At 50.0% G+C, this 14,690-nt stretch carries 11 protein-coding genes; all 11 read left to right on the forward strand.

Features of this window, described 5'->3' with window-relative positions:
• Positions 1 to 16: 16 nt before the first annotated feature.
• A complete protein-coding gene (locus J3B89_RS01065; RefSeq protein WP_215395665.1) occupies positions 17 to 904 on the forward strand; it encodes a pirin family protein in 888 nt (295 codons plus the stop codon).
• 114 nt (positions 905 to 1,018) lie between these two features.
• Entirely contained in the window at positions 1,019 to 1,729 is a 711-nt protein-coding gene (gene mtnN, locus J3B89_RS01070) for a 5'-methylthioadenosine/S-adenosylhomocysteine nucleosidase (protein WP_215395666.1), read from the forward strand.
• Between the two features lie 25 nt (positions 1,730 to 1,754).
• A complete protein-coding gene (locus J3B89_RS01075; protein WP_215395667.1) occupies positions 1,755 to 2,687 on the forward strand; it encodes a cobalamin biosynthesis protein CobD/CbiB in 933 nt (310 codons plus the stop codon).
• Positions 2,688 to 2,810: 123 nt separating this feature from the next.
• The gene (locus tag J3B89_RS01080) at positions 2,811 to 7,313 is read left to right on the forward strand and encodes an EAL domain-containing protein (RefSeq protein WP_349814176.1); all 4,503 of its coding nucleotides are present in this window, start codon (positions 2,811 to 2,813) and stop codon (positions 7,311 to 7,313) included.
• Between the two features lie 110 nt (positions 7,314 to 7,423).
• The gene (locus J3B89_RS01085) at positions 7,424 to 8,269 is read left to right on the forward strand and encodes a DMT family transporter (protein ID WP_215395668.1); all 846 of its coding nucleotides are present in this window, start codon (positions 7,424 to 7,426) and stop codon (positions 8,267 to 8,269) included.
• A 303-nt stretch (positions 8,270 to 8,572) separates the two neighbouring features.
• The gene (gene miaB / locus J3B89_RS01090) at positions 8,573 to 10,006 is read left to right on the forward strand and encodes a tRNA (N6-isopentenyl adenosine(37)-C2)-methylthiotransferase MiaB (RefSeq protein ID WP_215395669.1); all 1,434 of its coding nucleotides are present in this window, start codon (positions 8,573 to 8,575) and stop codon (positions 10,004 to 10,006) included.
• Positions 10,007 to 10,052: 46 nt separating this feature from the next.
• Positions 10,053 to 11,057, forward strand: a complete 1,005-nt coding sequence (locus tag J3B89_RS01095; protein ID WP_215395670.1) for a PhoH family protein — start codon at positions 10,053 to 10,055, stop codon at positions 11,055 to 11,057.
• Positions 11,057 to 11,518 (forward strand): rRNA maturation RNase YbeY, encoded by a 462-nt coding sequence (gene ybeY / locus J3B89_RS01100; RefSeq protein WP_215395671.1) that lies wholly within the window; start codon positions 11,057 to 11,059, stop codon positions 11,516 to 11,518. Before J3B89_RS01095 ends, ybeY begins: the two co-directional genes overlap by 1 nt.
• A gap of 33 nt (positions 11,519 to 11,551) precedes the next feature.
• Positions 11,552 to 12,424 carry a CorC family transporter gene (locus J3B89_RS01105; protein ID WP_215395672.1) on the forward strand — a complete coding sequence of 291 codons (873 nt, stop codon included), beginning with the start codon at positions 11,552 to 11,554 and terminating at the stop codon, positions 12,422 to 12,424.
• 5 nt (positions 12,425 to 12,429) lie between these two features.
• Positions 12,430 to 13,992, forward strand: coding sequence for an apolipoprotein N-acyltransferase (gene lnt, locus J3B89_RS01110; RefSeq protein ID WP_251372150.1), 1,563 nt, complete (start codon positions 12,430 to 12,432; stop codon positions 13,990 to 13,992).
• 75 nt (positions 13,993 to 14,067) lie between these two features.
• On the forward strand, positions 14,068 to 14,646 hold the full coding sequence (locus J3B89_RS01115) for a GNAT family N-acetyltransferase (RefSeq protein ID WP_215395673.1): 579 nt from the start codon (positions 14,068 to 14,070) through the stop codon (positions 14,644 to 14,646).
• Positions 14,647 to 14,690: the final 44 nt, after the last annotated feature.

Here is a 14,690-nt window from a genome sequence, read left to right on the forward strand (position 1 = left end):
TGCTGGAGAAACCACCATGACCACACGCACAGTGCAACGCCTGATCCCTGCAATTGAGGCATCCGATGGCGCCGGGGTAAAAATTAAGCGCAGCCTGGGGCAAAACCAGCATACCCGGCTGGACCCGTTTCTAATGCTGGATTTTTTTGGCTCAGATCAGGCCGGAGATTACATTAAAGGTTTCCCGCCCCACCCTCACCGCGGCTTTGAAACGGTAACCTATATGCTGGCGGGCCATATGCTGCATGAAGATCATCTGGGTAATCAGGGCCATCTTAAAAGCGGTGGTGTACAATGGATGACCGCAGGCCGGGGTATTATTCACTCAGAAATGCCGCAGCAAGATGCCGGTTTAATGCAGGGTTTTCAGTTATGGCTAAACCTGCCGGCAGCTGAAAAGATGAAACCGGCAGCTTATGTCGATATCAGCCCGGATCTGATCCCACAGATAACATTAGCTCAGGGCACAGCCAAAGTGATTGCCGGCACTTTACAAAGCGGTGACGTACAGCAAGGCGGGCCAATACAAGGCTTATCCACCGAGCCACAATACTATGATTTACACCTGACAGCCGGGCAGACAATAACTCTGCAACTCACACTGACCCACAGTGCTTTTGTTTACCCCTATGTCGGCGATATTCAAGTGGTCGATGATAAAGAGCAGCGCAAAGTGCCACAGCACCATGCCGGTGTGCTAACCAACGGCACTGCGCTAACCTTGTATGCCGAGTACGATTGCCGTTTATTAGTGCTGGCTGCAGCACCTATTGGCGAGCCTATAGTGCAGTATGGCCCTTTTGTGATGAACTCTATGGCCGAAATTGAACAGGCCATCAGTGATTATCAGCAAGGCCGTCTGACAGATAATAAAGCAGCCAACAGCATTGAGCTGGCCCGATAAAAGCCTCAGCAAAGGTTTAGGTGAAGGTTTAAACAAGAGTTTCGATAACGAAAAGCGGGATTTTGTCAGCACGGCGTTTTATACTAACGCCTTTGTTATGACAGAGACTGTAGTATGCAATTAATCGGTATTATCGGCGCCATGGAGCCGGAAGTGGCGCTGTTGCGCCAGCAAATCGTTGATGTAAAAACCACCGAGTTGGGCTCTTACGTATTTTACAGCGGCCGCCTCAATGGCGTTGCAGTTGTGTTGGTGCAATCCGGTATCGGTAAAGTTGCTGCTGCGGTTGCCACAACCCTAATGATCCAGCATTTTAAACCAGACGCTGTTATTAATACCGGTTCAGCCGGTGGTTTTGACCCGCAATTAAGTGTTGGCGATGTGGTGATCAGCACTGAAGTACGCCACCATGATGTTGACGTTACGGCTTTTGGTTATGAAATAGGCCAGGTGCCGCAAATGCCTGCCGCTTATCTGCCACACCCGGCTTTGGTAGCCGCTGCCGAGCAAAGTATTACCTTGCTCGGTTACTGCAAAACCAAACAAGGGCTTATTGCTACCGGCGACAGCTTTATCTGTGATCCGGCGCGTATAGCTGTTATCCGCGAGCAATTCCCCACTATGCTGGCGGTAGAAATGGAAGGCGCCGCTATTGCCCAGGTATGTCATATGCTGCATACACCTTTTGTGGTGATCAGAAGCTTAAGCGATATTGCCGGTAAAGAATCGCCACAATCTTTCGAAGCTTATCTGGAGGTCGCTTCAAAAAACAGTTCAGCCATGGTTGCTGAACTGATTAACAGCCTGGCCGGTGTAAGCCTGTAACGTGCTGCCACAAGGGCTTTGGTATATGCCTTTAATGCTGCTGGCTGTGGTGCTGGCAGCAAACTGGTTTAGCTTACCCTCAGCCTACCATCCGTTGACGCTGTTTCGTTATTATGCCCGCCAGCTGGCACAAAAAGTACACCCTGATCCTGCCCGGCCAGCACAGCAACAGCTCACGTCCGGCAGCCTGGCAATAGTGGTCGCAGCGGCACCGCCGTTGCTGTTATGCTACAGCTTGTATCAATTCTCAGAACTGCCGCAACTGCTGGATGCACTGCTGCTATACATCAGCCTGGACTGGCAACAACAGCGTAAACATATTCTCAGCGTTAGCGACAGCCTTAAACGCGGCCAGCTAATGCTGGCAAAAGAACAAGCGGCAAAACTCGTGCTGCGCGACACCAGTCGCCTGACAGCAATGGGTGTAAGTAAAGCCGTAGTGGAAAGTACGGTGCTGCGCAACACCAGGCTGATGCTGGGTGTATGCTGCTGGTTTTTAGCCGGTGGTGGCATCGCCGCACTGGCGTACCGGTTGTTGCAGGAACTGGCCCAGCAATGGAACAGTAAACTGCCGCTAAACCGCCACTTTGGCGCTCCCGCTGCCTGGCTGGCCGTTGTAACTGCAGCCCCGGCAATGCTAATTAGTAGTATTATTCTGGCGTTACAGCATGGCATCGTCCGCTGCTATAAACAAATTCGTCAGGTCCCACGGCTTAACATTAACTACCTGTCTTTTTTACTGTTGTGCTGCGGCAGTATAGCCATACACTGCAATCTTGGCGGCCCGGCATATTATGGCAATATCAAACTGCCACGCAGCCGCATACCCTGTCAGCGTGAACCTGCCTGGCAGAATATTGGCAATGCCGTGCGGGTTGTGCATTTTGTCCAGCTGTATTTTATGCTGCTGGCACTAAGCGTAACCTTAGTGCAATTGGCGCTGCTTTGGTTGAAATAACAACGATAACTTGTGCCGTCGTCAGAAAACTGGACAAGCCATTCACTCTCAGTATATGTTCTGCAAAACAATGCAGATGTAGCAGCAATAAAAATAATCACGCTACAGTGAACGGGAGTTTCAGTGAATTTTGTGCAGCCTTTGATGCGTTTTGCAGCCCTGTTTCTGATGCTGGCTGTGTTCAACTTAGCTGCGGCCCCATTATTACGGCCACTGACACCGGATCAAGGGCTGACACAGGGTTCAGTTAATGATTTGCTGTTAGATAACGAAGGTTTTCTCTGGCTGGCCACCGAAGGTGGCCTTAACCGTTTTGACAGTAATCAGGTAGTGCAGGTAGGGACTACACTTGCCAGCTTAAAAGAAATTTCATTTACCCGTTTATTACAAGACAACAACGGTAGCATTTTTGCCGCAACCGCCACCGGCGATCTGTACCGTTTTAACCGCACCACTGGTTATATCGAACTGGCGGCCAGTTTACGCCAGCAAAACGAGCTGCCCAGCAGCATTTTTATTTCAGGGCTGGTGTCCAGTGACAGCGATACTTTATTGCTAAGCACCCATCATTCGGTGTTTCGTTTATCGTTAACTGATGGCAGCCAGGAGAAACTGTTTGATATTCGCGACGCGGGTTATACCAACGGCTGGCTACGCAACATTGAATATTATCAGGGCTATGTATTAATAGCCGCATTTAATGGTGTTATTGCTGTTAACCTCAGCAACAACCAGCACCAGTACCTGCCCTATTTAGACAGCAGTATAGTGCCAAACGACCAACTGCACAGCAAAGTGCTAAGCATTAAACATAACCGTTTATGGATAGGTACTGTCGATGGCCTGTACAGCATTAACCTTGACGACATGCTGGCCAATTTACAGCACCAAACGCCCTATCAGGCTAAAACTGAGTTGGCAGCACTGAATATCTGGCAGATAAAATGGGTTGATGATCACGCCCTGATCCCAACCGAGCGCGGGCTATACCGCTTTTATCCACAGCAGCAAAGCAGCGAGTTTGTGCTGCGCTTTAGCGATGCCGGCCTGGGTTTATTTGACAATACTATTATTGATATTGTCGCCGATAAAGCCGGCGGCTACTGGCTGGCATCACGTGACAATGGTGCCTATTACTGGCATCCTCGCAGCCAGGCTTTTAGCCAGATTGTCCGCACCGATAACGATAACACTACGCTTAGCAGCAATGTAGTTTACAGCCTGTTGGCCAGCGACAGCCAGACACTATGGATAGGCACCAGCAATGGCCTGAATAAAAATCAGCTACACAACGGCACAAACACCAGCTATTTAGTAAACCCCGACCCCAAGGCCATTCAGCATGACGGCACCATTTACGCTATTTACCCGGCAGATAACAACAACCTGTGGCTGGTTAACGCCAATGGCCTGCGATTATTTGATACCGGCACCGGTAAGCTGCAAATGCCCGACAAACTCAAAGATAGTGACAAACATTATCTAAACGCGAGGAACGGCCATTATTTTCAGTATCAGCGGCAATGGTATTTTTTTAACGATAGCAAACTTATGCGTTACACGCCGGACACAGGCACAATAGAAGACATCAGTAATGACTCCGGTGCTGCCAATAATAGCAGTGACGCTATTTTGGGTGTTTATACCGGCAAAAGCATGGGTTTATTAATAGCAAAACCGGACGAAATCTGGTTATGGCAGCCACAAACTAACAGCCAACGTCTGATCTACCGGGCCCCGGCTTACCAACCAATGCTGGGCCGTATTGCCAATTCTATGCTGCAGGATAAACAAGGCCGGTTGTGGATAAGCATGTCAGGCATAGGCTTGCTGGGTTTTGCCGCAGACACACTGGAGTTGGCGCACTTTTACAGTGTAGACGACACCTTGTTATCCGATGCGGTTTATAACCTGCAATTGGATAAGCATGACGATATCTGGTTTGCCAGCCATTATGGTCTGGCCCGGCTTGATACCGATACTCTGCAAATTGAGTTTTTCACCCGCGATGACGGTATTTATACCCATGAATATAATAGCGGCGCAGTAACCACACTTGCCGATGGCCGGCTTGCCTTTGGCAGTATGCGCGGTGTAACACTGGTAAACCCGGCAAGGCTGCAGGAACAAAGCGGCGAGCCAAGCGTTATTATAACCAGCCTAAGTTTGCTGTCTGGCAATTTTCAGCCGGTTAATACCAATTTAAATGAGCGGCATTTTACGCTGTCGCATAAAGATCTTGGTATCACACTGCAATTTAGCGCGATGAACTTCAGCAACCAACACAAAATGCGTTATCGCTACTGGCTGGAAGGCAAACAAAATATCCATTACCCGCCACAGCGCGGCAACAGCGTTATTTTTCCGCAGCTAAGCAGTGGCGATTACACCTTTAACGTAGTGGCTATTTCGCCCGAAAGCGGCGCTGAAAGCGCACCGGCAAAAATTCATTTACACATAAAACCCGCGTTCTGGTTATCCGGCTGGGCATTGCTAAGCTACGCTGCCCTACTGACACTATTGTTGTATAAAGTTTACCGGCTACGCCGCCATCAACATGCGCTGCTACGCAGCATACATACTAAAGCCCTGCAAAGTGAGCAACGCTTAAAACAAGCTTTGGCATCAGTAAACAGCGGGGCCTGGGAGTGGCAAGCCGACACTAACCTGCTGTTTGCGTCCCGCATTCATACTATGCTCGGCTACAATGAAAGCATGAACCCGCTGACACTGCAGCAGCACCAGACACTGATCCACCCTGACGACAGAGAAGGCTTTTGCACCCAATGGGCCCGCTTTTTACAACAACCGGAGCAAGGTTTTGATTTTACCTACCGTATGCAACACCAAAGTGGTAACTGGCTATGGTTTCGCGATCTGGGTAAAGCGACTGAACATAACACCGACAACAGCGTAAGCAAAGTAATAGGTACCTTTAGCAACATCACTGAAACCCGCGCCAATCAGGAAAAAGCCCGGCTATTTGGTGAAGCTTTCCAGCAAACCCGCGACTGGGTGGTTATTCTGGACGACAGGCAGCGGGTCATTGCGGCAAATCAGTCTTTTGCCGATGCTTTTGGCAGTGTAGAGCAATACCTGGACCAACCCCGTACCCACCATCTGGGTATTAGCCTGGTACGGCGGCGGTTTTACACCAAACTGTTAAAAGAAATGAGGCCAGGCCAGCACTGGCAGGGCGAAGAGCTGGTTATCACGCCGGATGGCCGTGAACGCCCTACGCTGATCAACATCAGTGCCATTGGCGAACAGCAGGAACTGGCTTTTTTCGTGCTGGTGTTTACCGATATTACCGCGCAGAAAATAGCCGAAGATGAACTGCGCTACCTGGCCAATTATGATGCCCTGACCGGCCTGCCCAACCGGGCCCTATTAATGGACCGTATCTACCACGGTATTGATCAGGCCAAACGTGATAAAAGATCACTGGCACTATGTTTTATTGATCTGGACAAATTTAAGCAAATTAATGACTCACTTGGCCATGATGTCGGCGATTTACTATTAAAAGAAGTCGCCCGGCGTTTAACCCTGACGCTACGAGACAGCGATACCGTAGCCCGCTTAGGCGGCGACGAGTTTATTGTGCTGCTTGAAGGCTATAAAACCACCGATAATATCAGCCATGTTGCCCGTAAGATGCTAACCGTTGTCAGTGAGCCGATGCAGTTAGGTACTCATACCGTTGGCGTATCCCCCAGTGTTGGTATTGCGATATACCCTGACGACGCCATCAACGCTATCGAGCTGTTAAAGCACGCTGATGTGGCGATGTACCATGCCAAAGAAGCCGGACGTAATAACTTCCAGTTTTTTACCGCCGAAATGAACGAAAAAGCCCATATGCGGCTGGCACGGGAAACCCGCTTACGCAAAGCATTGCAACAAGATGAGTTTATTAACTTTTATCAGCCCATCGTTAATAGCCAAACCCGCCAGGTGGTGGGGGCAGAAGTGTTGATCCGCTGGCAAAGCAGCGAAGGGTTAATTTCTCCTGCCGAGTTTATTCCGTTGGCTGAAGAACTGCGGCTTATTATTAATATGACACATCAGTTACTGGAGCGGGCCCTGAGCGACTTACAACAGTGGCATCAGGATGGCTATCAGCTGTATTTGTCAGTCAACTTATCTACCCAGCATCTGGAACAACCGGCACTGGTAGAACATACCCGGTTTCTGTTGCAGAAATATCAGATCCCGGCCAGTTGCCTGCGGTTTGAAGTTACCGAAAGCGCGCTGATGCGCGACCATCAAAGTGCTATTGATACCATGCTGGCGCTTAGCGAGCTGGGTGTACAACTGGCACTGGATGACTTTGGTACCGGCTACTCGTCACTGAAATATCTGAAAGAACTGCCAATTGACGGTATTAAAATTGACCGCAGCTTTGTACAGGATATCGGCATTGACAGCAGCGATGAAACCATTATTGAAGCCATGCTCAGTATGGCCAATAGCCTGGGCATGTACTGTGTAGCAGAAGGCGTGGAAACCGAGCAGCAACTGGCATTTTTCAACCGCCGCCAGTGCTACCTGATCCAGGGGTATTTATTCGCTAAACCCATGAGCGCAGCTGATATTCCGGCATTTTTACAAACCGAACTGTAACAAGCGCCAGGCCGCTGCTGTACTGCGATATATTTTGCCGGCAGCAGCTAATGCGGCTACCGGCTCTGATATACTAAGCAGCCTTATTACCCACGCTGCAGGCTGTAATATTGTCGCCGTTAGCCAAAGGAGCCTTACTACTGCTGCTGGCCGAAGCCTGCTTCGCTGGTATTGGCGCTGTAGTTAAATTTACCAGCGGCACCGCGTCAGAAGTGCAGGTGGTGTTTTTCCGCAACTTTTTCGCCTTGCTGCTAATGTTGCCATTTTTGTACAAACACGGTTTTCGTCTGTTAAAAACCCAACGCTGGTACCTGCACCTTAGCCGCGCCTTAACCGGGCTTATCTCAATGTACTGCTTTTTCTATGTGCTGGCGCGCTTGCCACTGGCGCAGGGCATGCTGGTATTATTGCTCTCGCCCTTTATTGTACCCATTATTGCCAGGTTCTGGTTAAAAGAGCGCCCCAGCCGCCTGACACTGTTTGCTATAGCACTGGGCTTTATTGGTGTCATGCTGGCGCTACCCGGCACCGCAGGCACTGTTGATGTTATTATGCTGGTAGCGCTGATATCTGCGGTATTAGTCGCGGTTACCAAAACCACTATCCGTTATATGTCTGATACCGAGCCTGCAGTGCGTATTGTGTTTTACTTTTCCCTGCTTACCGCCATTTTATCAGCTGTACCGCTGCCATTTTACTGGCAGCCACTGAATAACGAGGTATGGCTGGCATTTATTGGTATGGGCGTGCTGGCGGCAATTGGCCAACTGGCAATGACCCGGGCCTACGCCGTGGCACCAGCCAGTGATATTGGTATGTGGACATACAGCAGCGTGATTTTCGCCGGTTTATTTGGTTATCTGTTCTGGCAGGAGCCGGTAACCATGGCCTGGTTTGCCGGTGTATTGGTTATTTTCTACGCCGGTTATATCACCACCCGGCAAAGGCTTTTATAGCGATTCTGCCAACTCATTATGAACAGACAGCGATCGGTTGACTCTAAGTCAACCGTTGAAGGCATGGAGACTGACAAATTCGCCGGGAGCGAATTTGAACAGCTCTGCTGGTCCGCAGGATAAACTTCATGGATGAAGTTTATAGTCGAGCCCCCACGGATGGGTTTACGGCGCGTTGACGTGGGTAAACCGATCTCTGCCCTACTTCGAAGTAGCCATTTTAAGCAAGCGCTGGCAACGCGGGCCCGAACAGGCTAAAATACGCTCCTTTTTTCCAAGTGACAATACAGGTAACGACACACAATGGGCAAAAAACTGCACATTAAAACCTGGGGCTGCCAGATGAACGAATACGATTCATCCAAAATGGCCGACCTGCTGGATGCTACCCACGGCTATACGCTGACCGAAGAGGCTGAAGACGCAGATGTTATTCTGCTAAACACCTGTTCTATCCGCGAAAAAGCACAGGAAAAAGTATTCCATCAGTTGGGTCGCTGGCGTCCGCTGAAGGAGAAAAACCCTGATTTAGTGATTGGTGTCGGTGGCTGCGTAGCCTCACAGGAAGGCGCATCCATTCGTGAACGTGCGCCTTATGTTGATATCGTCTTTGGCCCGCAAACCCTGCACCGGCTGCCGGAAATGATCAACGCCGTGCGCGGTAACAAATCGCCGGTAGTGGATGTATCCTTCCCGGAAATTGAAAAATTCGACCGCCTGCCCGAGCCTAAAGCCGATGGCCCAACCGCCTTTGTGTCGGTAATGGAAGGCTGCTCAAAATACTGTACCTTCTGCGTGGTGCCTTATACCCGCGGTGAAGAAGTCAGCCGGCCACTGGATGATGTGTTGTTTGAAATTGCTCAGTTAGCCGAACAAGGCGTGCGCGAAGTTAACCTGCTGGGGCAAAACGTTAACGGCTACCGCGGGGAAAAATTCGACGGCACTATCTGTCATTTCTCGGAATTACTGCGTTTAGTTGCCGCTATTGACGGTATTGACCGTATTCGCTACACCACCTCGCACCCGGTAGAATTTACTGACGATATTATCGAAGTATACCGCGACGTACCCGAGCTGGTTGATCACCTGCACCTGCCGGTACAAAGTGGTTCAGATCGTATCTTGAACCTGATGAAACGCGGCCACACCGCACTGGAATATAAATCGCAAATTCGTAAGCTGAAGAAAATCAGGCCGAATTTAAGCATGTCATCTGATTTTATTATCGGCTTCCCCGGTGAAGATGATGCCGATTTCCAGGCTACCATGGATTTAATTGCCGCAATCAATTTTGATATGAGTTTCAGCTTTATTTACAGTGCCCGGCCAGGCACACCGGCAGCAGACTTGCCGGATGATGTCAGCGAAGAAGCCAAAAAACAACGGCTGTACATATTGCAGGATCGGATAAACCAGCAGGCACTGAAAATTGCCCGCGGCATGCTCGGTACCGAACAGCGTATTCTGGTAGAAGGGCCGTCGAAAAAAGATATTATGGAACTGACCGGCCGCACCGAAAATAACCGTGTGGTGAATTTTGAAGGCTCACCAGACATGATTGGCTGCTTTGTCGATGTGAAAATTACTGATGTATTCAGTAATTCATTGCGTGGTACGCTAGTCCGCACAGAGCAGGATATGGGCCTGCGCCGCGAAGTAGCACCGCAGCAAATTCTGGCACGGCAAAAAACCGTACCGGTAGCAGACGTACTTGGCGTAACTACTTATACACCTTAACTGATCCGGGGGCATTAATTGCCCCCTTCTACACTGAGGCAGGCATTTGAGCACAACTTTACATACTGCAGATTTAACGCTGGAAGGTGCTGACAGCCGGCGGTTAACGCTGTTATGTGGCCCCTTTGACGATAACTTAAAGCACGTTGAACGCCGTTTACTGGTAGATATCAGTCAGCGCGACAACCAGCTGAAAATAGCCGGCCCGGCCGATAACGTTGCAGCGGCTTTAGATGTGTTGCAACAATTGTATGCCGCCACGGCGCTGCCAACGGCAGAGTTAACCCCCGAGCAGGTGCATTTGCTGATCAGCGAAAACTACGATATTCAGTATCAGCAACACGACGGCGAGCCGCGTGATTTTAGCCTGAAAACCAAAAAAGGCCTGATCAAACCACGTAACCCAAACCAGGCAACTTATGTTGGCAATGTGCTTAAACACGATGTCTGCTTTGGCATAGGCCCGGCTGGTACCGGTAAAACTTATTTAGCCGTAGCCTGTGCCGTTGACGCACTGGAGCGTAACCTGGTGCGGCGCATTGTATTAACGCGCCCGGCGGTAGAAGCCGGTGAAAAACTGGGCTTTTTACCCGGCGACTTAGCACAGAAAGTTGACCCGTACCTGCGCCCTTTGTACGACGCCCTGTTTGAAATGCTCGGTTTTGAAAAAGTAGAAAAATACCTTGAGCGCGGCATTATTGAAATTGCGCCACTGGCGTATATGCGTGGCCGTACACTGAACGACGCCTTTATTATTCTCGATGAAAGCCAGAACACCACGGTTGAACAGATGAAAATGTTTTTAACCCGTATTGGCTTTAGCTCCAAAGCGGTGATCACCGGCGACATCACCCAGGTAGATTTACCCCGTGGCCAATATTCCGGCTTAAAACATGCCATTGATGTACTTAGCGACGTAGACGAAATCAGCTTTAACCACTTTACCGCCAAAGACGTGGTGCGCCACCCGATAGTGCAGCGCATTGTTATGGCTTATGAAGCCTTTGAAGCAGCAAAAGCGGCAGCAGATAACGCCGCTAAAGGCCAATAATGGCAATTACTCTCGATTTACAGCTGGCCAGCACAGCAGATAATTTACCTACCGAAGCCCAGGTACAGCAATGGCTGGATGCAGCCATACTGCCTTTTCAGGCCGAAGCCGAAGTAACGGTGCGTATTGTTGATCATGCTGAAAGTCAGCAACTGAATTTTGATTATCGCAGCAAAGATAAACCCACCAATGTGCTGAGCTTTCCGTTTCAGTGTCCGCCGGGCATTGAACTGCCGTTATTGGGTGACTTAGTGATATGTGCACCGGTCGTTGCCGCAGAAGCAGCCGAACAACATAAAAGCCTGCAGGCGCACTGGGCACATATGGTAGTACACGGATGCTTGCATTTATTGGGCTTTGACCATATAAATGACGACGATGCCGAGCAAATGGAAGCCGAAGAAGTGACCATATTGCAACAACTTGGCATTAATAACCCCTATTTGTTGGATAACGAATAGGTTTTTTTTGTTTTTTGGAGCAACAGTTCACCCATGAGTGACGACAATCCCCACTCTAGTCGCGGTTCTGCCGGCAAATCCTGGTTAGATCGGATCGCCAGTATCTTCAGTGCAGAACCACAAGATATATCTGACTTACAAGACATCATCAGTGAAGCGCAAACGCGCAACCTGATCGATACCGATACCAAAAGCATGCTGGACGGCGTGCTGGACGTTTCCAGTATGCGGGCCCGTGACATTATGGTACCGCGCTCACAGATGGCCACTATCGACATTGACGACTCTGTCGCTGATATGCTGCCCATTCTGATGGAAAACAACCACAGCCGTTATCCTGTCGTCAATGAAGACAAAGACCATATTGAAGGCATACTGCTGGTCAAAGACCTGTTGCAATATGCACTGGACCCCAATGTTAACAACTGGCATCTGCGCGATTTACTGCGCCCGGCCGTAATTATCCCCGAGAGTAAGCGGGTTGACGCACTTTTAAAAGAGTTCCGCCAGAAACGCTATCATATGGCCATAGTAGTAGATGAATACGGCGGTGTATCCGGCCTGGTAACCATTGAAGATATTCTGGAGCAAATTGTCGGCGAAATTGAAGACGAGCACGACGATGAAGAAGAAAACGATATCAAGAAAATGGCATCAAGGGTGTTTCAGGTTAGTGCTTTAACTCCACTGGATGAATTTAACGAATCTTTTAACACCACCTTTAATGAAGAAGACGCCGACACCATTGGTGGCATAGTGCTGCATGCCTTTGGCCATATGCCGGCTAAAGGTGAAAGCATCGAACTTGAAGGGCTAACCTTTAAGGTCAGTAAAGCCAACAGCCGCCGTTTAGTACAGCTGCAAGTGATCCGCGCTAAAGAACCTGCCGAGACAGAGGAAAACTAACTATCTTGCGTGCTGTAATCGCCAAGTTACAACCGGCCCTGCCCCACCTGTTGCTGATTGCAGCCGGTGGGATTACCACTCTGGCCTTTGCACCATATACATTATGGTGGCTACCACTGCTTAGCCTGGCATTGCTGGTATTTTTACTGCAGCGTGCATCAACAGCGAAACAGGCAGCACTAAGAGGCTTTAGTTTTGGCCTTGGCTGGTTTGGTGTTGGCATCAGTTGGGTGCATGTCAGTATTGATCAATTCGGTGGCTTACCACTGGCAGGTAGCCTGGGGCTGATGGCCTTGCTGGTCAGTTATCTGGCGTTATTTCCCGCACTGGCAAGCCTGCTTAGCTATAAACTGCAACGCCCGGCGTTTACACCGCTGTTATTTGCCGCTTGCTGGACAATCACAGAATGGCTGCGTAGCTGGCTATTTACCGGTTTTCCATGGTTGTCTATGGGCTACAGCCAAACCAGCCATGGCCTGCGTGACTTCGCCCCGCTGATTGGCGAAACCGGCATCAGCTTTTTGCTGGTGTTTGCCGCCGCCGCGCTGGCCCAGCTTTTCTCGCAGCAACGCGCAACCAGCCGCTATAGTTACGCCATTGTTGCCGGTTTATTATTTGCGCTAAGCCCGCAACTGGTAAAGTTTAACGGCTGGCAATACAGCGAAGAACAACTGTCTGTCGCGCTGGTGCAAGGCAACATAAAACAGGATTTACGCTGGGCGCCGGAGCAGGAATGGCCCACCATGCTTAAATATATGGATATGACAAGGCCAAACTTTCAGGCCGATTTAATTATCTGGCCGGAAGCGGCCATTCCCAGGCTGGAGCCTGTAGCACAGGATTTTCTGGATAACCTCAACCGTGCAGCGCTGTATCAGAATACCGCCGTCATCAGCGGCATTCTTGACTACAACAGCAAGACCGAGCAAGCCTGGAACAATTTGATTGTACTGGGTAAGCGCTATACCGACTCTACCGACGGCGACTACTTTTACGGCCATGGCAACCGCTACAGCAAACACCATTTACTGCCAATAGGCGAGTTTGTGCCACTGGAGGGCTTGCTACGCAAACTGGCACCTATTTTTGATTTGCCGATGAGCTCCTTTACCCGTGGTGCCTATGTGCAGCCGAATCTGGTGGCTAACAGCTACCATTTATTGCCCGCCATTTGTTTTGAAATTGCCTTTCCAGCCCAGATAGCTGCCAATATGACAGACGCAACGCAACTGCTACTGACAGTAAGCAATGACGCCTGGTTTGGCGACAGCATAGGGCCGCATCAGCATTTACAAATAGCACAAATGCGGGCGCTGGAATTTGGCCGGCCGGTATTGCGGGCAACAAATAACGGCGTAACAGCCACCATTGATGCCAGCGGTAATATTAGCGCCACCGTACCGCAGTTTACTGAAGCGGTGTTAAAAGACGAGTTACGCCTGAGCACAGGCACCACCCCTTACAGCCGTTTTGGTGATAAGCCGTTGTGGTTAATATGCGGTTTGTTACTGTTTTTGTTCGGTATTATTAGGTGGCGCAGTGCAAAAACGGCTGTTAACACTATTTAATCATTAACATTTAACTTGAGAAGCCATCCCAGTCAGGTAGACTAGCTGCACGCTTTTGTTTTGCCGGCCCATGGTATGACCCTACTGCACAATATCAGCCGCACCCTGCAGCGTCGCCGCAACAGTACCTGGCATGCTCTGGGATATGACACTACAGTACGCGCTGAAACCCCGGCCGACTACGAGGCAGTAGCCAGCCTTACCCGCTCTGCGTTTAATAATGAAGCTGAAGTGCACCTGATCACCGCATTGCGTCAACAGGCTGTTGATAGGATTGCGCTGGTAGCAGAGCAGCACGGCCAGCTTGTGGGCCATATTTTGTTCTCTGCCGCTACTCTGGATAACGCACCAGAAACAAAATTAATGGCCTTAGCCCCCATGGCAGTAAGTAATGTGCTGCAGCATCAGGGCATAGGTTCAGCATTGGTTCGGGCCGGGCTGGAGCAATGCAAAAAACAGGGTATTGCCGCAGTAGTGGTGCTGGGCCATCCGGCGTACTACCCCAGGTTTGGTTTTGTTCCGGCCAGCCGGTTTAATATCAGTTGCCCGTGGCAGGCTCCAGACAACGCCTTTATGCTGTTAGAGCTGACACCCGGCGCGCTTAAAGGCAAAAGTGGCCAGGTGCAGTATCACCCTGCTTTTGCGACGCTTTAATCCGTGGATACAACTCGAACCGGTTTACCCACGCTAACACGCCG

Source organism: Rheinheimera oceanensis (assembly GCF_018831085.1).
Lineage (GTDB): Bacteria > Pseudomonadota > Gammaproteobacteria > Enterobacterales > Alteromonadaceae > Alishewanella > Alishewanella oceanensis.